This is a genomic window from Methylocaldum sp. 14B (assembly GCF_002005105.1).
Classification (GTDB): domain Bacteria; phylum Pseudomonadota; class Gammaproteobacteria; order Methylococcales; family Methylococcaceae; genus Methylocaldum.
In genome coordinates this window covers 19,633-39,794 of sequence record NZ_MSCV01000041.1, presented here as the reverse complement: position 1 = coordinate 39,794, position 20,162 = coordinate 19,633, and the positions used below count along the sequence as shown (strand labels likewise).

Annotated in this window: 17 protein-coding genes, 1 tRNA gene, 2 pseudogenes and 1 other annotated feature; of the genes and pseudogenes, 6 read left to right on the top strand and 14 right to left on the bottom strand. The window is 55.3% G+C overall.

The features are described from left to right. Positions 1-82: 82 nt before the first annotated feature. Positions 83-712 (top strand): annotated as a pseudogene (locus tag B2A78_RS22730) (IS6 family transposase); the annotation flags it as partial. 756 nt (positions 713-1,468) lie between these two features. On the opposite strand, the gene B2A78_RS22725 reads toward B2A78_RS22730, so the two are convergent. Next, entirely contained in the window at positions 1,469-1,774 is a 306-nt protein-coding gene (locus tag B2A78_RS22725; protein WP_077732335.1) for a hypothetical protein, read from the bottom strand. Between the two features lie 379 nt (positions 1,775-2,153). Between B2A78_RS22725 and B2A78_RS25875 the strand changes: the two genes are divergently transcribed. Further along, positions 2,154-3,833, top strand: coding sequence for a hypothetical protein (locus tag B2A78_RS25875; RefSeq protein WP_143735287.1), 1,680 nt, complete (start codon positions 2,154-2,156; stop codon positions 3,831-3,833). 72 nt (positions 3,834-3,905) lie between these two features. Further along, positions 3,906-5,136: pseudogene (locus B2A78_RS22710) on the top strand (IS3 family transposase). Continuing rightward, positions 4,184-4,302: a sequence feature (AL1L pseudoknot), on the top strand. It overlaps the preceding pseudogene by 119 nt. A 223-nt stretch (positions 5,137-5,359) precedes the next feature. Here B2A78_RS22710 and B2A78_RS22705 read toward each other — a convergent pair. The 4 genes from B2A78_RS22705 to B2A78_RS22690 form a co-directional block, all read right to left on the bottom strand. Further along, positions 5,360-5,436 (bottom strand) — tRNA-Arg (locus tag B2A78_RS22705). Between the two features lie 21 nt (positions 5,437-5,457). Beyond that, positions 5,458-7,467: a DNA helicase Rep gene (rep, locus tag B2A78_RS22700; protein ID WP_077732332.1), complete on the bottom strand. Its 2,010-nt coding sequence runs from the start codon at positions 7,465-7,467 to the stop codon at positions 5,458-5,460. Further along, entirely contained in the window at positions 7,467-8,984 is a 1,518-nt protein-coding gene (locus tag B2A78_RS22695; protein ID WP_077732331.1) for a YifB family Mg chelatase-like AAA ATPase, read from the bottom strand. Before B2A78_RS22695 ends, rep begins: the two co-directional genes overlap by 1 nt. Before the next feature lie 20 nt (positions 8,985-9,004). Next, positions 9,005-9,256, bottom strand: a complete 252-nt coding sequence (locus B2A78_RS22690; RefSeq protein ID WP_077732357.1) for an accessory factor UbiK family protein — start codon at positions 9,254-9,256, stop codon at positions 9,005-9,007. A gap of 279 nt (positions 9,257-9,535) precedes the next feature. Here B2A78_RS22690 and glnK point away from each other — a divergent pair, with 279 nt between their 5' ends. Both glnK and B2A78_RS22680 read left to right on the top strand, forming a co-directional pair. Then, positions 9,536-9,874, top strand: coding sequence for a P-II family nitrogen regulator (gene glnK, locus B2A78_RS22685; protein WP_077732330.1), 339 nt, complete (start codon positions 9,536-9,538; stop codon positions 9,872-9,874). Positions 9,875-9,891: 17 nt separating this feature from the next. Then, the gene (locus B2A78_RS22680) at positions 9,892-11,283 is read left to right on the top strand and encodes an ammonium transporter (RefSeq protein ID WP_077732329.1); all 1,392 of its coding nucleotides are present in this window, start codon (positions 9,892-9,894) and stop codon (positions 11,281-11,283) included. Positions 11,284-11,361: 78 nt separating this feature from the next. Here the strand turns inward: B2A78_RS22680 and trxC are convergent, their stop codons facing one another. From trxC to B2A78_RS22640, 8 genes are all read right to left on the bottom strand, one after another. Beyond that, positions 11,362-11,781, bottom strand: a complete 420-nt coding sequence (trxC, locus tag B2A78_RS22675) for a thioredoxin TrxC (protein ID WP_077732328.1) — start codon at positions 11,779-11,781, stop codon at positions 11,362-11,364. A 24-nt stretch (positions 11,782-11,805) separates the two neighbouring features. Next, on the bottom strand, positions 11,806-12,114 hold the full coding sequence (locus B2A78_RS22670; protein ID WP_077732327.1) for a hypothetical protein: 309 nt from the start codon (positions 12,112-12,114) through the stop codon (positions 11,806-11,808). A 128-nt stretch (positions 12,115-12,242) separates the two neighbouring features. Beyond that, positions 12,243-13,943 (bottom strand): AMIN domain-containing protein, encoded by a 1,701-nt coding sequence (locus B2A78_RS22665; RefSeq protein WP_077732326.1) that lies wholly within the window; start codon positions 13,941-13,943, stop codon positions 12,243-12,245. A 348-nt stretch (positions 13,944-14,291) separates the two neighbouring features. Continuing rightward, positions 14,292-15,716 (bottom strand): sigma-54 dependent transcriptional regulator, encoded by a 1,425-nt coding sequence (locus B2A78_RS22660; protein ID WP_077732325.1) that lies wholly within the window; start codon positions 15,714-15,716, stop codon positions 14,292-14,294. 104 nt (positions 15,717-15,820) lie between these two features. Next, the gene (locus B2A78_RS22655; RefSeq protein WP_077732324.1) at positions 15,821-16,324 is read right to left on the bottom strand and encodes a hypothetical protein; all 504 of its coding nucleotides are present in this window, start codon (positions 16,322-16,324) and stop codon (positions 15,821-15,823) included. Between the two features lie 17 nt (positions 16,325-16,341). Further along, positions 16,342-17,058, bottom strand: coding sequence for a C39 family peptidase (locus tag B2A78_RS22650; RefSeq protein WP_205780879.1), 717 nt, complete (start codon positions 17,056-17,058; stop codon positions 16,342-16,344). Beyond that, a complete protein-coding gene (locus tag B2A78_RS22645) occupies positions 17,055-17,414 on the bottom strand; it encodes a hypothetical protein (protein WP_077732323.1) in 360 nt (119 codons plus the stop codon). The genes B2A78_RS22650 and B2A78_RS22645 overlap by 4 nt, the downstream gene beginning before the upstream one ends. Before the next feature lie 92 nt (positions 17,415-17,506). Beyond that, a complete protein-coding gene (locus B2A78_RS22640) occupies positions 17,507-18,385 on the bottom strand; it encodes a hypothetical protein (protein ID WP_077732322.1) in 879 nt (292 codons plus the stop codon). A 628-nt stretch (positions 18,386-19,013) separates the two neighbouring features. On the opposite strand from B2A78_RS22640, the gene B2A78_RS22635 reads away from it, so the two are divergent. Continuing rightward, positions 19,014-19,433 carry a secondary thiamine-phosphate synthase enzyme YjbQ gene (locus B2A78_RS22635; protein ID WP_077732321.1) on the top strand — a complete coding sequence of 140 codons (420 nt, stop codon included), beginning with the start codon at positions 19,014-19,016 and terminating at the stop codon, positions 19,431-19,433. Positions 19,434-19,957: 524 nt separating this feature from the next. Here the strand turns inward: B2A78_RS22635 and B2A78_RS25865 are convergent. Further along, entirely contained in the window at positions 19,958-20,101 is a 144-nt protein-coding gene (locus B2A78_RS25865) for a DUF2897 family protein (protein WP_240502640.1), read from the bottom strand. Between the last annotated feature and the right edge of the window lie 61 nt (positions 20,102-20,162).

Sequence of the window (20,162 nt, the reverse complement as noted above, 5' to 3'; positions counted from 1 at the left end):
ACCGGCACAAAACAGGCTCCGTTGCAAAAACTGTGTTGTCGAGCGAGGATGGCCGCGAGGGACTGAACATAGGAGGTCAAACGTGGATTCCGTATTCCGGTGGCGGCGCTTTGCGCCCGAAGTGATCCTGCCGGGCGTGCGCTGGTATTGCAAGTACGGCATCAGCTACCGCGACCTGGAAGAAATGATGCCGGAACGTGGCATCGCCGTCGATCATACGACGCTGTACCGCTGGGCGCAGCGCTACGCGCCCGAATTGGAGAAGCGTACGCTCTGGTATCAGAGCCGCCTGAGCTCGAGCTAGCGTGTGAACGAGACCTACATCAAGGTTCGCGGCGTGTGGAAATACCTGTTCCGCGCCATCGATAAAGAGGGCCGCACCCTCGACTTTTGCTTGTCGGATATCCGAAACGCCAAGGCCGCCAAGCGTTTCCTGGCCAAGGCGCTGAGGCGCTCGAAGCACTACCGGCCAGGCAAGATCAACACCGACAAGAACCCGGCCTACGGCGAAGCCATTCGCGAACTGAAGAAGGAAGGTTTGCTGCCGGCGGACTGCCTCCACCGGCAAGTGAAATATCTGAATGATCGCCTTGAATCCGATCCCGGTAAACTGAAGCGCTTGATTAAGCCGACCCTCGGCTTTCAGTCGATGCGAACGGCGTATGCCACGATCAAGGGCTTCGAGGTGATGCGCATGTTCCGGAAGCGCCAGTTCGACTTTTGGATCGACGCCGTCGGTGGCCGAACCGAGGCGTGCTTCGTCAACCGGCTATTCAGCGTGTATGCCTGACCCGGCGACAGGCCGAACGGCTCAGAAACGTGCTTAAACCATTTTTGCAACGGAGCCGGGCGCCCGGTGTGCGCGTAGCGGGCCGCGAATTCGTCCGACAGCGAGGCCAGAATGCCATCCACCAACAGCCGCATCCGGCGCAACGGATGCGTTTGAGGAACCCGGTCTTCCCGGTTCACGTAGCTAAACAGGGCTCCTTGGGTGACATCTTTGCCGCGCATCGTCGTTCTCGAAAAAATAAAGCGGGTAGTTTAACCGGTCACAGTCCCACACTACCTGATTAGGTGCGACCGGCAGAGTTTTTCACCAACCTGCTAACGTGAAAACAATAGTTTATACCGTTTCATTCGGAACTTGGGTGGCCTGTAGACAGCCGCCTTGGGCAGATCATGACTTTACGGTGCCTTTGAGTTGTTCACCCAATAAGCCCCGGTTTTGTTGGAGGGATTTTACTGCCGGCGCAATAGCTCAGGTAAAACTCGATACCCAAATGGAAATCCCCGGATACACGTCCCAATACTCTATATTGTAGAGACAGCCTAATACCTCGGTCTTTGCTAATTAGACCTAGATACAGGGTAATATTCGGATTCATCCACCCGTCGGATGGATGGCTGGTACCGGCCATCCATCTTCCAGGCTGTCCGCTTGGGACTATATCATCACGAGACGATTACCTTATAACCCGGTAACTTGCAGGAAATTCGCGCCTGTTACGGGTAACTGGTTAGTAACCGCAAATCCGACAGAAGCGCCGGTCGGATGCGAAATAAAAGATATCAAGCATACACCACCGTCTGGCTGACCTCCGGTCGAGGCACCACCGATGCCGCATGTCGATCCGCCTTCCACAGTGGCCAAGACTTGGTCTTGAAGGGGGGTAGCGCCCTTAATTTCACCGAGCGCATGGAAATCACTGGCGATAGCTGGAGCGGCGATCATCATGGTTGCCAACATACTCACTGAAAACATCATTTTCCTCATTGTGATTACTCCTAAATATTGCCGAGTTGGAGCGGGTAATAGGTCCCTTCAGGGTGCGAAATACCCCATCCTTAATCGACTCAAATAAACCGGGCAAAAAATACCCGGACCAAAGTTTGAAGATATCCATTCCTCCTGACTACAGTCCGTTGGTGGGGAGCATACGAAGAATTGAATGGCTGGCCTTAGGGAAATAATCTCGAAGTGAGACAGGACAATTTCCCGAACGAATGCAATAAATATCCCAGCACCGTGATACCCGCTATGGCAGCTTATCGATTCAGCAATTAAAGGGTTATTATACGAGGGCGGATAACACGGAGTGGAGTCCTTTCAGGGTCATGCCCCGCTCCGATTCCTATTGATTAGGAGCACAATAATGGAAAAAACGATATTGTTGGGTAGTGCGATCGCAGTCAATTTGGCTCTCGCTCCAATTAGCGTATATGGAACGACTCCGAGCGCCGTTTCGACTACACCAACGGATTTGACGGGATGTATTCCAATTGATGATTCGAGCACGGATGCTTGGAATACCGGAGAGTTTTGTCCCGACTCCGGCCAGGGCATCCCGACCGCCGGCTCCGCTAATATGTCGGCTGCCAGCAGCCCTCCAGCCGCAGCGAGCGCGCGGTCAATTCACAGCACGCCAGTTTCCGCCATTAACCCGGTTATCGCTTCACCGGCCCGCACCGAATGTCTGTCTGCCGGCGGTGCGAATGCCGCCGGCCCCGAAGGGTTTTGTCTGGCTTCGGAGATCGGCACCTCGCTTGCCAAGCTGGCGAATTTTGCGGCCACCAACGAGCTGGCGGCAAAGCGCTTGCAGTTTCTGCAGGTGACTTTCAAAAACAGGCCCACATTGAGCGGATCTCGGCTTCTTCCCGCGGATGACAATACCCCTTTGGTTGCGGAATGCTCGTCGGCAGGCGGTTCGACCGCGTTTACCGCCGGAGGGTTTTGCCTGAGTTCGGACCTGACCGAACTCGCAGCGAACATGGCGAAACTTTCGGTCGCGAACAGTCTCTCCGCAGCGAGCCTTAATTTCGTTCAGGTTACCTTCGGCGACCGCGAAATGCTTGGCGAAGCCGGTGAACTTTCGGGTTCTGGGACGTCGACGGGTCCGGAATGTACGTTGGTCGACGGCTCCCGTGCTGTGGCCGGAAATCCGGGAGGGTTTTGTATGGCATCGGACCTCGGCTCGTCGACTGCCGATCTGTTCGCGAATTTTACGGTAGCCAATGACTTGCCCGTGGTCGGCGTGCAATTTCTGCAAATTGCGTTTGATCAAGCGCACTCACAACATTTCCGCAGGACCGTTTGGCCTGGGGGCAAAAAGTGCGAGTCAGTTGACGGCTCGGCCGCGACTATCGGAGATGCTGACGGGGCCTGTATGGTTTCGGACCTTGCGACGCCCAGTACCGACTATTCCGCGAGTTTTTCGGTAGCCAATAGTTTAGCCATCGCGGGTATGCAATACGTACAGGCTACGTTCGGGCGCAATCAACTCCCCGCCGGCACGGCACGTTCCACGACTGTCGGCGCGCCAACCGACAGGAGATGTTCGTCGGCTCAGGGTTCGACTGCGGCTAGCACGAACGCCGGCGGATTTTGCCTTGTTGCGGATCGCGGCAGGTCGGCCTTGGGCTTTGCAAATTTTGCGATTGCCAATGACCTGCCGGTTGCAAGTTTGCGGTTCCTTCAGGTGCCGTTTGGAGACAGGGCCACAGCGAAAAAACTTGGTGCCGGGAAGGAAGGTGATCCGATCGGCGCTGTCATTACGGATTCTTCGGCTTTTAATCGTCGGCTGGTGCCGCCGAGTCTTGTGGTCAGTACCGGTAATCTGCCCTTCCATTTCCCCGCTTTTGATCCAACATTCGCCTTCAGACCCTACTCAAACCAGGATCGAAAGAGGAACTCTTTTCTTTCGCTCTCGTTAGGCTGCGAGGCCGAATATGCGGATACGCCGGCAGATCAATCGCTATTGGGGCGGTTGTTGAATCTCGGTCCGGCCCCATGTGTTCGCGATCGGGTACGCTGGGGAAAGCTTTTACTTCACTGATCTTGAAGTGCCTTACCGACAATGAACCGCCCCGGGTTTGGTGGAGGCTCCAACCTTTGAGAAGATGGAGCCATGAGGAAGTCTACGAAGTTTTCCCCCGAGGTGCGCGAGCGTGCGGTTCGATTGGTGTTCGAGTGCCGCAATGAGCACCCCTCGCAATGGGCCGCTGTTGAATCCATCGCGGGCAAGATTGGGTGTACCCCCCAGACACTGCTGGAGTGGGTGCGCCGGCATGAACGAGACACGGGTCAACGCGACGGTCTAACCTCGGCTGAACAGCAGCGCATCAAGGAACTCGAGCGGAAAGTGAAGGAACTGCGCAAGGCCAATGGAACCCTCAAGCTGGCTAGCGCGTTTTTCGCCCAGGCGGAGCTCGACCGCCGACTCAAGTCCCGAGGGCCTTCGTCGACGCGCATCGGGAGCGCTTCGGGGTCGAGCCGATCTGCACAAGGTCTTGCAAATCGCCCCGTCGGGCTACAGGCGCTATGCTGCACCGCAGCGCAACCCCGCACTGCGTTGTGCACGTGCCCAGCGCGACGATACCCTGATCCCACATATCGAACACGTCTGGCAGGCCATCCTGCAGGTCTACGGTGCCGACAAAGTTTGGCGACAAATAAACCGGGAAGGTATCGCGGTGGCCCGCTGTACGGTCGAGCGGCTCATGCGACGTCTGGGCCTGCGTGGCGCCATCCGCGGCAAGGTGGTACGTACCACGCTTAGCGATAACAAGGCGCCATGCCCGCTGGACCGGGTCAATCGGCAATTCGAGGCCGAGCGCCCCAACCAGCTTTGGGTGTCGGACGTCACCTATGTCTCCACAGAGCATTTTCATACCTACTGTACGGGCACTCGCGCGTAGGTCGGGAATCCCTCCCAATCGCAAACGGTCGCTTTAGTCGCGACCCTTCCAATCGCAAACGGCGTCTTCGGGAGCGCCGAAGCCGCCCTTCCCGACGGTGCCGTTGGGGTAACGGGTTCGTCGGCAAAGGATTGCCGACCTACGAATGCTTGAATCTATTCACCCGAGCCGAAGGCGCCAACGACTCCTGCCAGGCCTGTTTTGCCGTACGAGCGAGATGAAAATGCTCAAGCCGAAACGATCAACGGGCTGTACAAAGCCGAGTTGATCCACCGGCGGGCGCCCTGGAAGACACGGGAAGCCGTCGAATTGGCCACTCTCGAACGGGTGTCCTGGTTCAACCACTCCAGGCTACTCGAACCCATCGGCTATATCCCGCCAGCAGAAGCTGAGGCAAACTATTATCGGCAACTAGCCAATCAGGCTGCCTCGCAGACCTGACTTAAACCAACGAGCCTCCACGATTCCCGGGGCGGTTCACTTTAGTCTTAAAGGTCTTGGTGATGGGGGGCTCTCCCTTGCGGCGTACTTGGATATTCCAGGAACCGCTTGGAAGCTTTCGGAGTGTGGCCATGCAGAACCTCTCTCAATGTTCAGTGTGAACAAAATGTGAACGAGAAGGGTTCTGAGGAGAGCAAGAACTACATTAAGTTCTTGTTTCAAATGGCGCGCCCGAGACGACTCGAACGTCCGACCTTTGGCTCCGGAGGCCAACGCTCTATCCAACTGAGCTACGGGCGCATGCCGCGCATTTTACAGGAATCAGGATCGGTTTAATAGACTTCGGACGGCGGCAAAGCTGTCCATGGCCCGTTCTTTTTTCTGTTCGGGATCGAGCGCGCGCCGTTCCGGCCATTCGAGCTCTTCTTCCGGCAGTTCGTTCAGAAAACGGCTGGGCTCGCAATCCACGATTTCGCCGTGGCGTTTGCGATGCGTGCAATAACTTAAAGTCAGATGCTTCTGCGCGCGGGTGATGCCTACGTAGGCCAGGCGGCGTTCTTCTTCGATCGTGTTTTCTTCGATGCTGGTCTGGTGCGGCAATAGATTTTCCTCCATTCCGACCAGATAGACGTACGGGAACTCCAATCCTTTCGCCGCGTGCAGCGTCATCAGGTTGACACGGTCGCCGGCGTTTTCTTCCTGGCTGCGCTCCAGAACGTCGAGCAGCAGAATTCGGGAAACGACTTCCGCGAGACTCTTTTCTTTTTCGTCGTCCTTGGCGATGCGTTTGAGCCAATCGATCAGTTCGCGTACCTGTCCCATCCTGCGGCGGGCGGCGTCTTCGCTGTTGCTGGTCTCCCTCAGCCAGTTTTCATACCCGATCTTGACGATGAAATCGTCGATCACGGCGAAGGTGTCGCCGCGCTGGGCGCGATCGGCGACATCGGTAATCCATTCGGCGAAGTGGCGCAGGCGCTGGATCGCCGTCTCGCCGAGAGACTGCTGAAGCCCGAATTCGAAGCAGGCCGAAAACAGACTGATGTGGCGCCGGTTGGCATAGGCGCCGAGTTTTTCCAGGGTTGTCGGCCCGATCTCCCGGCGGGGAACGTTGACCACGCGCAGGAACGCCGCATCGTCGTCCGGATTCACCAGCAATCGCAGATAGGCCATGATGTCCTTGATCTCGGCATAGCCGAAGAAAGACATTCCGCCGCTGATGAAATAAGGTATGGCGTGCTCCCGCAACGCGCGCTCGAAGAGCCGCGACTGGTGGTTGCTGCGATACAGGATCGCGTAGTCCTGAAAACGCGTGCCGTGGCGGAACTTGTGATGCAGCAGGTCGGAGGCGACCTGCCGCGCTTCGGCGACTTCTTCCTTATGCGTGAGCACGCGCAGCGGATCGCCGTATCCCAGCGCACTCCACAGGCGCTTTTCGAATACGTGGGGGTTGTTGGCGATGAGCTTGTTGGCGACCTTCAGGATCCGTCCGGTCGAACGGTAGTTCTGCTCCAGTTTGATGACCTTGAGCCGCGGAAAATCGCGCTGTAGCTGGGCAAGGTTTTCAGGTTGCGCCCCGCGCCACGCGTAAATCGACTGATCGTCGTCGCCGACCACGGTAAAACGGCCGACTTTGCCGGTCAGCAACTTAACCAATTCGTACTGGGTCAGATTGGTGTCCTGGTATTCATCGACCAATAAATAGCGTATCCGGTTGCGCCACTTGTCGAGGATGTCCGCATGCTCGTGAAACAGGAGCACCGGAAGGAGAATCAGGTCGTCGAAGTCGACGGCATTGTAGGACTTCATGTGCCGGACATATTCGGCGTACAGCTGAGCGGCGGGCTGTGCATCGCCCTGCCCTTCCGCGATAGCCCGCTCGGGGGTCACGAATAAGTTCTTCCACCGGCCGATGCGCCAGATATAGCTTTCCGCCTCGTCGATATCCCAGCTTTCCGAGCCGTGCTTGATGAGTTCCTTGGTCAGCGCCAGGCGATCGTGCTCGTCAAAAATGGAGATATTTTTCTTGAGGCCGAGCGCGCCGTGCTCCTCGCGCAAGATTTCGAGGCCCAGCGAATGGAAGGTGGACACCGTCAGGCCGCGCAAATCCTTGTCGGAAAGCAGCTTGCCGACGCGGCTCTTCATCTCCCGCGCCGCCTTGTTGGTAAAGGTTAGAGCGGCGATGTGCTTCGCCGGGGTGCCGTGCTTGACCAAATACGCGATTTTCTCGGTGATCACCCGCGTTTTGCCGCTGCCCGCCCCTGCAAGAACGAGCAAGGGACAATCCAAAGTGGTCACGGCAGCGAGCTGCTGCGGATTCAGTTGAGAGACCATCAAACGGCCGAAGAGATACGGTCGAGCCGCCGGAAGCCAATGGCTTCGCTGAGATGCGGAACGGCGATTTTGTCCTCGCCGGCGAGATCGGCGATGGTGCGAGCGAGTTTCAGAATGCGGTGATAGGCGCGATGCGACAATCCGAGCTTTTCGGTGGCCTGCTCGAGCAGTCGGTGTCCATCGTCGGTCAATTGGCAGTAATGCTTGACTTCTTGAGGCGCCATCGAGGCATTCGGCTTTCCGGTCCTCTGCAGAGCCACTTCCCGAGCCGCGATCACCCGCCGGCGAATGTCGGCGCTCTTCTGCTCTCCGCCGGGCGCGCCATGACGCAACATTTCTTTAGAAACGCGCGGCACTTCTATGTGTATGTCGATGCGGTCGAGCAAAGGTCCGGAAATCCGCGCGCGATAACGCTGAACCTGCTCCGACGTGCAGCGGCAGCGTCCGGAGGCGTCGCCCAAATAGCCGCACGGACACGGATTCATCGCGGCGATGAGCTGAAACCGGGCCGGGAAATCGACCTGGCGCGCAGCACGGGAAATCGTGATACAGCCCGTCTCCAACGGTTCCCTCAAAACCTCGAGCACCTTGCGGTCGAACTCCGGTAACTCGTCGAGAAAAAGCACGCCGTTATGAGCCAGGGAGACTTCTCCCGGCTTGGGATTGCCGCCGCCGCCCACCAAAGCAGGGGCCGAAGCCGTATGATGCGGCGAACGGAACGGAGGAATGCGCCAGCGTCTCGGATCGAAAGGCAAATCGCTGACCGATCCGATGGCTGCGCTTTCCAACGCTTCGTCGTCGGTCAAAGGCGGGAGAATACTCGGAAATCGAGCCGCCAGCATGGATTTGCCGGTTCCCGGAGGTCCGAGCATTATCAGATTGTGTTTTCCGGCGGCGGCGACTTCCAGGGCTCGCTTGGCGTGATAATGCCCATGCACGTCCGCGAAATCGGCGAGTTCCTCCAGGCCAACCGATGCCCCCTCGTTCGATTCGAACGGGATCTGTTGCTGGCCATTCAAATGAGCGCATACCTCGAGAAGATGGTGTGCCGCGAGAATTTTCGCACCCTCTGCAAGAGCCGCTTCGCCCGCGTTTTCCTTCGGCGCGATTAACGTACGCCCCGCATGCTTCGCCTGAATCGCGACCGGCAATACCCCGCTGACGGGGCGCAATTCCCCGCCCAGAGAAAGCTCACCTACGCACTCGATCTCCCGGAGAGCATCGCTCCTGATTTGTCCCGACGCCGCCAAGATGCCCAGCGCGATCGCGAGATCGAACCGGCCGCCTTCTTTCGGAATGTCGGCGGGCGCCATGTTCACGGTGATTCGCTGGAGGGGAAATTCGAACTGACAGTTCAGAAGCGCGCCCCTGACCCGATCCTTGCTTTCTTTCACCGCGGTTTCCGGAAGGCCGACGATGGAAAGGCTCGGTAAACCGTTGGAAATATGCACCTCGACGGTGACTAACGGCGCTGCGATACCTTGCCTGCCCCGAGTGAAAACGACGGCCAGGGACATGAATTCCTCGTCCGTTCGAATTATCGATTGACGATCTGCTTTTCCAGCTCGGCGACTTGAGCTTCCAGTCGTTCCAACTGCTCCCGCGTTCTCGCGAGAACGGCGGTCTGCACGTCGAATTCTTCCCGGCTGACCAAATTCATCTTGGCGAACGAGGCTTGAAGGATTGCGCGGAAATTCTTTTCCAAATCGTCCTGCAATTTGAGGAAGTCGGACGGTACCGCCTCGGCAAGGCGCCGAGCGAGATCGTTTAGAGTGGTTTTATCAAACATATCGAAAAGCATAGCCGAGTAACGCGGTGAGCGTCCAGTCGGACGCACTCCCGTCGATATGCACCGTCAGAGTGCATGCCAAATCAGACGCTCCGTGATGGTGCATTTTTAGCGTCTGCCATCTTGACAATTTCATTTTTTGCCAAGCCCACCGCACAACATAAAGCTTGGCACAGGTCCTGCTTCTTGGTCGAAGAACGCCTCAACACTGAGCAGGGCTTCGCCGGTTCAGCGTCGAATCGAAGGCGGCGTCCGCACATTCTATAGGAGAACTCTCGCATGAAATTTGTGACCGCGATTCTAAAACCGTTCAAATTGGACGACGTCCGCGAGGCATTGTCCGATGTAGGCATTTCCGGCATCACCGTTACCGAGGTGAAAGGATTCGGCCGACAGAAAGGACATACCGAATTGTACCGGGGCGCTGAATACGTCGTCGATTTTCTGCCCAAGGTCAAGCTCGAAGTCGCGGTAACAGACGAGCAGCTGGAAGCCGTGATCGATGCCATCTCCAAAACGGCCAATACCGGAAAAATCGGCGACGGCAAAATTTTTGTGCTCGACCTTGAGCAAGTCATTCGTATCCGTACCGGTGAAACCGGAGCGGAAGCCCTTTAATCAAGGAGAAAAACAACATGAAACGAATCCAGATCGCCCTTTTCCTGTTCATGTCGCTGTGTTTCACAGGAATTGCATTCGCCGAAGAAGCCCCCGCTCCGGTCCCCGATAAAGGAGACGTCGCCTGGATGATCGTAGCCACCGTATTGGTTATTTTGATGACCATTCCGGGGCTGGCCTTGTTCTACAGTGGCATGGTCCGCGCCAAGAACACGCTGTCCGTTCTCATGCAGGTGTTCGTGATTTTCTCGCTAATGGCGCTGTTATGGGCGATATACGGCTACAGCATTGCGTTTACGGAGGGAAACGCCTTCTTCGGCGGGTTCAGTAAACTGTTCTTGAAGGGCGTGACGCCGGAATCGCTCGCCGGTACGTTCAGCAAAGGCGTCTATGTTCCCGAATACGTCTATATCGTATTCCAAGCAACTTTCGCGGGTATCACCCCGGCACTGATCGTCGGCTCGTTCGCCGAACGCGTGAAGTTTTCCGCAGTACTGCTGTTCATGGTTTTGTGGTTCACGTTCTCCTATCTTCCGATGGCCCATATGGTCTGGTTTTGGGCAGGCCCGGATGCGTACACGGATGCCGCCGCCGCCGAAGCCGCCGGCGCGACGGCTGGTTTTCTTTTTCAAAAGGGAGCACTGGATTTCGCCGGCGGTACCGTGGTGCATATCAACGCCGGCATAGCGGGACTGATCGGCTGCCTATTGATCGGCAAGCGCATCGGCTACAAGAAGGAATTTATCGCACCTCATAGCGTAACGATGACCATGATCGGCGCATCGCTGCTTTGGGTCGGCTGGTTCGGCTTCAACGTCGGATCGAACCTGGAAGCCAACGGCATCGCCGCGCTAGTCTTCGCCAATACCTTGCTCGCGACCGCAGCAGCGACCTTGGCCTGGATGTCGGCCGAATGGCTCGCTCGAGGCAAGCCCAGCATGTTGGGTGCCGCGTCGGGCGCAGTCGCCGGGCTCGTCGCCATCACACCGGCCTGCGGCTTCGTTGGTCCTATGGGCAGCATCGTTCTCGGCCTGATTGCCGGTGCCGTCTGCTTCTGGGCGGTGACCAGCTTGAAAAACATCTTGGGCTATGACGACTCGCTCGATGTATTTGGGGTTCATGGCATCGGCGGCATCATCGGCGCGTTGGGAACCGGCATATTCGCCTCTCCCGACCTCGGAGGCGCCGGCGTATACGATTATGTGGCCAATGCCGTCGGCGAATACGACATGATGGCCCAGGTCATCAGCCAGGCTTGGGGCGTGGGAACCGTCGTCATCTGGTCAGGGGTGGTCTCTCTCATCGCCTACAAGATCGTGGACATGCTGATAGGGCTTCGGGTCACGGAAGAGATCGAGCGTCAAGGGCTCGATACGACCGAACATGGAGAAACCGCCTACCATCTTTAATTTGGCAGCCTCTTGTCATGTCTATAGCGGGCGTCTTCGGACGCCCTCTTTTTTGCTACCGGCGCGATTCGAGCCCGATCAACGGGACAAAATCCAATTCCGGAGATTGGCCGCATTCATTGCGCCCATCGCCCGATCGACCTCTTTTCCGCCGTCGAACATCAATAGAGTGGGAATGCTGCGAATATTGAATCGTCCCGCAAGAGCGCTTTCCGAATCGACGTCGACCTTGGCAAAACACACTTGCCCAGCCAATTCGCTCGCCAACTGATCGAGCACCGGCGCCATCATTTTGCACGGTCCACACCAACTCGCCCAAAAATCCACTACGACAGGCAAATCACTTCTTCCAATATAGGTTTCGAAATCCCTCTCGGTCAGATTTGCCGGCTGCCCGTTAAGGATTTCTTGGCGGCAACGCCCACATTTCGGACGATCTCTAATCCGCTCCGGCGAAACGCGGTTTACGGTCATGCAGAAAGGACAGACGATGTGCATATCTTCACTCCGATTCCGCTTCTGCTATTCGTCTTCTAAATCGCGATCGGGGTTCCAGCCCAAGGCTTTTGCCCGAGCAATCGCCTCCTCCTGAATGCGCAGATATTTCTGGAGAAGCTCCTCCGGAAAGTTGTGCACCGAAAATCCGTACTGGTCCCAGGTTTGCTGAACCTTTTCCCACAAGTTCTCGATGCCCCCCGCTTGCCATCCCTCACAGGTCTCGGATTCAGGAATCAGCCCGAATGCCCAGGCGTCCCGAATGATGCGGCCGATATCCGTCATACCGCCGTAGCGGTCATTATGTATTCCGACATACGGTTCATTATTTTTCATGCCAATGCACAGATCCCAGTCAAAGGGCCATTCTACAAAGGTCCAGGATGAAGTACAGCATGCCGGCGCCGGTCGCCTTCTTCACCGGCAAGAATACGACGCTCAAGCTTGAAACGGTTTCACGAAAGTCAATTAAAAGGCGAAAAGGACATCGGCAATCTCAAGGTCAGCTTGACGTCCTGCGCATCTTCCGTGGCTCCGATGCTTACCGATAGATTTAGGCTGGTGTCTCTGGTGAGTTTGAACGAATACCCCAAAAGGAACTCCCCGATATCCAAACTCGATCCGGAAACGGATTCTCCGTCCACTTCCGTATCGAATACGTGCTTATGCGAGTATCCGATGCTGAAGGATGATCGTTCGTTAATGCTGAACCCCAACCCGAAGCTTGCTCCTATCGAGTCGCCGGGATCGATCGTTCCGACATCCTCATCAGTCTCGAGGGTGTAGCCATAATTGAGATTTGCGTAAAACACGGCCGGATCGGTCGGGTAGAGCGCCGTAATACTCGGCTGAACACTAACGTAACCCGAGCCGGTCGGGAGCTCTGTCGGAAAGCGGGCGCCCGGCACACCCTGAGCCAGCACATAGTCCACATCGTAGGGACTTTTTCCTGTGGGAATGGTAGTTGCGAGATTTCCCACGAATATCGGCCAACCGTTGGCTCCGCCATTAAACTGATACCGTGCCGTAAACTCGATATCGCCCAAACCGGATCCATCGGCATTGAAGGTCTCATCCACTCCGGCACCGATTGAAACAGCTCTCGATCGCTGCATGTCCTCTCTGTAAAGGAAAGGTACGCGGCCACTGATTTCGAGGCGATCGGTTACGCCGTAGCGGCCGGTAATCGCACCGATAAACGTATGCCGGTCGATTTCTCTAAGATCGATCAATCCGATGGCAATGGCCGGAACAAACGTAAACGCGTCAAGAAAAACCCGATTGTTGCTCGCGTAGTTGTATTCCAGCGATGGCTCCACAATCAGGTGGCCCTTCGGCGTCAACACGCCGCCTACGGTCTCCGAGATCCTGGGCAGTTCCGGGGGCTTCGGCTTCGCCTCCGGTTCCGGAGCTTGTCCGACCGGACCCTTGGGCATAGCCGGCTGTCGGTTATCGGCAACTTTGACGGGTCCGGGAGGCTGGTCCTTGATTCGTGCTGCTTGTGCCGTACCGGGGTTTGTTGCAGTCTGTTTGGCGGGCGCACCGCCGGCTATACGTTCGAGCTGGTTTTGCAGGGTTTGAAGCTTTCGTTGCTGATCCTCGAACGCTTTCTTCTGAAGATCCAGTATCCGTTGCTGCTCGGCTAAGGCCCGCCGCAACTGCTCGATTTCGCTGCCTTTCGCCGCGTCACCGGCAGCCTTTTTGCCTTGAGGCACAAGAACGGCTCTCGATTTTCCCGCACTCTTAACGCCCGGCGCTTGGCCCGCACGCGCCGCCAATGCGGGCTTCGGAAAATCCACCAGAAGCTTGGGCGAAGCCCCATAGGAAACCGGCTCCCAAAACTGGGTAAAAGTCGCGGGCTGTTTTAAGTCGACGATCAGGCGCGAATCGTCATCGCTTTCTGAACCACTGATTACGCGCGAAAACAGGGGATGATCCCGAGGAGGTTGGGGGAGTGTTCTGCTGATTCGGCCGCCGGGAAACTTGATAACCAAGCGATCCGGGCCATCCAAAAAGGAAGCTTGCACCGAGACATAATCCGAAGCCGTTATCTCGAGCCTAAGCGCATCGACCGACTCTCCATACCTTATATCGGTGATTTCCGCTCCCAAACAGTCGGAAACTAGAAATACCCCAAAAATCGAGGAAATAACTAGTACACGCACTGACGTACCCTCCCTGGGTCCATGTCTTATTTTTGTGACGTAACAGAACGTACTTTAATTTGACTGGTTTGGCAAGTTATTTTCGAAGGATATGCGTGTACCAATAAAGCCTTGATTAAAAGAAAAATAGCCCTGCCCGCCATAAATAAATGACGGGAATATCTTGGACGCAAAGGAAATGCCTCGACGATGATCTAAGTCTTTCATGTCGTGAGGCGTTAAAGATCCGATATCGGCCCAAATCATGCGGCAGATATGGCGGTATAAATCATAAGGCGTATTTTATCAGTTCATCATTAATATATTATTCGATAATAAACAAACATATTTAGATGATCCAACGATAACTTATCCGGCGACATGCTCAACGCCGGGAACCGTAATGGAATGCTTTTCCATCAAGCGATATAGCGTCACGCGGGAAACTCCGAGCCGGCGTGCCGCGCTGGTAATACTTTTGGATTCCGACAACGCAGACATCACGGCTTGTTCGACGGCTTGCGCTTTTATCTCTCTAAGCGTTCTTCCACTGAATTTCGCCGGACGGGATAGCCCCAAATCCACCTCGGTAATCAGACGACCTGTGGAAAGAACGGCAGCTCGATTCACGCAACTCATCAACTCCCGCACGTTTCCAGGCCATGAATAATCGAGAATTGCCGAAACCGCTTTTTTCGACAGACGCTTCGAATTCCGCCGCTTCCCCTGATTAAATCGATCGACGAAATATTCCGCGATTTCAGCTGCGTCGGTATCCCGTTTTCTTAACGGCGGTACATCGATCTGCAATACATTGAGACGATAAAACAAGTCCTCTCTGATTACGCCGGCAGTCACCGCTTCTCGCAAGTTCGGGCTTGCCGAAGTAATAATCCTTACATCTATCGGACGTGATTCTTTAGAACCGAGGGGAGTTAACTCCTTTTCCTGCAAAAACCTTAACAGTGAGACTTGCCCCAACGGAGAGAGATTTTCGATTTCGTCCAAAAACACGGTACCGCCAGCTGCGGCTTCGAAATGCCCTACTCTCTCCTCGACCGCGCCAGTAAACGCTCCCTTGTTATGGCCGAAGAATTCGCTTTGCACTAGCGTGTCGGGAATGGCGCCGCAGCTCACGGCGATGAAAGGTTTTTCCGCCCTGGACGACAAGCCATGGATTGCCCTCGCAATGAGTTCCTTGCCCGTCCCGGTCTCGCCGGTAACGATTACCGGCTCATCACTCCGGCTGATTTTTTGGACATTTTCATAGACCAGCGACATTGCTTTACTGGACCCGATCAATCCAAACCTCTGATTGATCGCTAGACGAAATTCTCCGCGACTGGCCTCCGCCAGTTTTGCCGCGCCGTAAGCGTGCCCAAGCGAATATGCCAGTCTACGGACATCTACGGGGGTCGTATGAAAATCGAAAAAGAAAGAGCTCAAAAAAGAGGCGTGCTCAATAGAACCCATACTCCCTGGATCGACGATCGCAATCCACTCGGTAGACGAGCTTTCATTGATTACTTCCAATAGCCCGCTTTGCGTTTCCTCACTGAAACTTGCATCGAGCAGGACGACACCGACATAGATCTTGCTCGATCTGAGATGCCTTATCGCATCTCGCGTATCCATCGAGATGTGAGCCTTCCAGCCCTTTTCAGCGAGACTCTTCGCCAGACCGAGCGAGTCAGCCCAACCCGGCTGAAGCAAGATTAAATCCCTAGAATCGCCCCAGGCCTGATTGGCCGGAAACACCCTTTCGATTCGAGAAATCCCAGCTGTTAGTTCCATCTGTTTTCCCTTCCTTTTGATTATACAACACAGGACAATATTCCCTATTATTACAAGAACCTATGTAATTATATCTCCCTATAAATAAGCCGCTGCTTTAGATATTATGGAGCGAATCCACCGCCGTACGGTCCAAAACCGTTAAAATCCATACCCTTAACATTTGAAATGGTTAAATCGATGGACCGCATCATAGTTATTATCTGATTATCCATAGTATTTTGAATAACTGCCATGTTGTTCGTCCCAGCATCCGACATCGCGAAATTGTTGGGACCATTATTTACGGCCACTCCGCGCAACTGATCGATGGAAAAATCGTCGGCCAGCGCGAAACGGTCCGAAAACTGTTCTTGTCCATTGACAAATACGGATGTGGCCAAGGATAAGTCAACAACCATCCCGTTGTCCAACACAAACCCGGCACGCAACTCATCAAGCTCTGCGTCCTCGGCCGCTGTCCAGCCGGGAAGCGACTCAATGCCTCCCTGCCCACTTGCCGCACAGATTTTTATTGCTTGAGGGATCGAAGCAAGAAAGATGACACTCAAAACCAGCCGCATGACATCGAATTTCTTCGATGCTCGAACATCCTTGGCCGACATCATGATATTACTCCTTGTTTCTAAAAATCATATCTTCCCGGTTGTAGCAGGTTGAAGGAGGCGAGACTACCATTATCGACTGCCATACCCAATGGGGCTTTCGGACTCAAAGCCCATTCTTCACCGCTGTTGAAATATTTGCCCGCAATATTCTTTTTATTTCGAATAACAAAAAGGATGCGGTTGTCCCATAATTCTCTAAACGTCTGAAGATCCACCCTTTTCAAACCCATGGCCGGATCTCCAAGCAACACAGCGGAGTCGTTCGTGCCTTTTATGATGACGAAGTGCAAATAGCCCTTATTATTGATAATAGTAATCGCGGGCACCTTCGCCTGAGCCAGCTGCTCCAAGCCGATTTTGTAACCGTCAGCCTTGTACCCTCGGCGTTCGAGGTATTGTTTCATGTCCAGCAAGGAAAAACCTTGCTGTTGTATTCTCTGCTGGTCGCCATGCTCCCACATGTCGCCGAAGACTTCCAATTCGCCGACCGTATCTTCGTAATGGAATGACAGCAAACTCGCCAGCGCTGCCGAGCCGCAGCTGAAATCATACTGCTGCTTCAGAATGGTCTTGAACCGTCTCTCCGCGTAGCTCGTTGTGCCGATGTTATAGAATCCCGGCCCCGCCACTCCATCGAAAAACTGCACGGAGCCGGCGCGAACCTCCGACACCGTGCTCATAACACAGAGAACGAGCAAAAGACTTGAACGAAAAAGACCGGTACTTTCGCTCATGGCGTTATGGTGACGTTGACGTCCGTGAGATTTTGAATGATTACGTTGTTTCCGGTGTTTTGAATGACCGATATGATTCCGCCAGCATCGGTGAACGCGCTGCCATCGATACTGTTATATGTGGTCATATTACTGGTATTTGCAGTGTTACCAGCCATTGTCGCCTTGAGCGCGCCGCGGGCGAACGCCAAATCGTCCACGCCCTCGCGGGCCCGCTCCTCGCCCAAATCGCCGCTCCCAACCGCCGCATACGATTCGGAAGCGAATGCGACTTCGTCGTCGAGACCGCTTGCTTGGCCGGTCGACCAAAAACAACTGACGAGAAAACATAGGCTTCCAAGCAATCCTTTTTTCATCGTTCACACCTTCTTTCCTTTAGGCTTTGGCAGAGAGCCGGTGAGCGTTTCGGCGCTCACCGGTACCCTAATCGGCTGTTATCTCGTCAATTTCAATTGTTGACGTTCACGGTGCCAAAAACATTGGTGCTTTGTTGAATCAACGAGGCGTGGCCCAGGTTTTGGGAGAGCTGAACGATACCGGCGGCGCCGTTGGCTGAACCGTCGATGCTGTTGGATGAAGCCGCAACCGGCACCCCTGCCTGGACAGCGACACCGACCGGCACTACAACCACATGCTCGACTTCCCCATCTAGCTCGACCTTGGTACTGTTGTCGATCTCCACTTCGCCGCCCCTATGGACGTTAAAAGCATTCCCGTCGCCGGCGACCGAAGCCGAATTTACCTCGATCTCCCCGCCATTCTGCGCGCTTAACGCATTCCCGCCACCAGTGGCCGAGGCCGAGGTATAGTCGATCTCACCGCCGTTCTGGGCAGCAAAAGCATCCCCGCCAGCGTTAGCCGTTGTGTTTTCGCTCTGGTCGCGAGTTGCCGTGCCCCCGTTGTTCGCGGCTACACCGTCGTCCTCGGCCTCAGCTTCGCTGTTGTCGGCAGAGGCCGTGCCGTTGCCGGCCGCGGCAACAGAACCTTCGTCCTCCGCCTCAGCTTCACCAGCGTTGGCCGTGCTCCCGTTGTTCGCGGCAGCAGAGTTTTCGTCCTCGGCCTCAGCTTCGCCAGCGGTGGCCGTGCCCCCGTTGTTCGCGGCGGCAGCACCGTTGTTCTCGGCTTCCGCTTCGCTTTGGTCGTTCGTCGCGTTCCCGTTGACCGCAGCAGCGGAATCCTCCTCGGCGTCAGCTTCGTAGCTCGCGTCCACCGCTACATTTAGGTTATTGTTTTGGGAGTCGATCTCCGCGTCAGCCCATGCCCCCGACGAGAAACCCAATGCCAGGCTGATACCGACCGCCAACAAAGTCTTATTGAAGTTCGTCATCGTATGTCTCCTTAAATTCAGTGGTTACCGGGCTGAACTCCAGCTCTGACCCGGAGCGTTCTTCCAAACGCCGCCATATTCCCAACAATTTTCGTACCACGGCGTTATGTCGCTGTTTTTACGAATTTTTTCGAAATGACGCGGTACTCGTTTTTGTAAATGTAGTGGAACGTCCGGCGTCCCCTAGTGGTGCTTTGAAACCCAGTTTCTTATGTATCGTAAATAGCAACTTCTAGCGGAAAGCCCGATCCGATCGTCCGTAGATCATTGATAGTTAAATCTTTTTAGACTCAGGGCGGTGCTGATGATGGCGTTTCCAAGAAATGTAAAATTTTCTGACACCGGAGCCTCCCGCCAATTTTCGCGGGCAAAAATCACGGCTTGAGAACAACATCAATCTGTCGCACCATTCGCAGTTATTAATCAGGCCCGTAAATACCCTCCTGGTATTTCGGGCCGCCGCCCAGGCCGGTACAAGCCCGGCCTGGGCTCACGCGGCTTGTCGCCGCGCCGGGGCATCCCTGCCCCGGATTAACCCGGCCTATATTTATAGGCCGGGTTAATAAAACCGACTGCATTCGTTGTCCCTGAAAAAATACAGCCCCCGAACAACAGGAGCACCTCAGACATGAAAAGTTACCGTAAAGAACTTTGGTTCGAAGCACCGAGCCGGATCGCTTTTATCAACATTACCCATCAGGTGGAGACATGTCTGAGAGAAAGCGGAGTGCGGGAAGGTCTCGTTTTGATTAACGCCATGCACATCACGGCATCGGTCTTCATTAACGATGACGAGTCCGGTCTGCATCGCGACTTCGAAACCTGGCTCGAAAATCTGGCTCCGCACGAACCGATCAGCCGCTATTTCCACAACCGCACTGGCGAAGATAATGGCGATGCCCACTTGAAACGGCAGGTCATGGGCCGGGAAGTGGTCGTGGCGATTACCGGCGGACAGCTCGATTTCGGCCCGTGGGAGCAAATTTTTTACGGCGAGTTCGACGGCCGCCGCAAGAAGAGGGTTTTGGTGAAAATCATCGGCGAGTAAGCCGATCAACGACGGTGGAAGCGAATTTCGGTTCCCATGGGAGGGGCAAAGGCCGATAGGCCGTGCCCCATCCCCGGCATCGATGGGCTAGCGGCGCTTTACTCGCCCGGAAAGCCAGGCCTGGCCTGTTCAGGTTGACTATTATGAGCCTATCCCAGTAGGCCGTTCGCCCTGAGCTTGTCGAAGGGTTTCTTGAGCCTACTGGGATAGGCTCTAAGACCACCCAGGGCCTCACGGCAAACGTCGTTTGTCGCTTTCGGCTCCCGGCGAATTTGTACCCATCCCGCTGCGCCATCAGGGGAAAGACTCGGTAGCTTCTTCAAGGAAGCCGTGAACAGATGGATTCCGCTCATGCCCCTTCGACAGGCTCAGGGCAGGCTCAGGAGAGCGTTCGACAAGCCTGTCCTGAGCCAAGTTGAAGGGCCTGTCCTGAGCCGAGTCGAAGGGCTCACCACGAACGGAATCGATACGTTACCGTTCGTCCTGAACCTGTCGAAGGGCCCAATCAGAGCTCCCTTAAGCTCTCACCAGTTCTCGTCATCGTCCTTGTAAGGCTTTGGCTTGACCGAATCGGGGATCTTGGGCTTTTTCGCGGTTCGAAGCAGAATCATCAGATTACCGAGAATAATGGCAACCACCAGCACTATCGCGATCCAAAACATTCCCATAAAAATCACATCTTCACAAATGCATGAGTCAGACTCTAGGATAAGCCGGAAACGCGCCCGC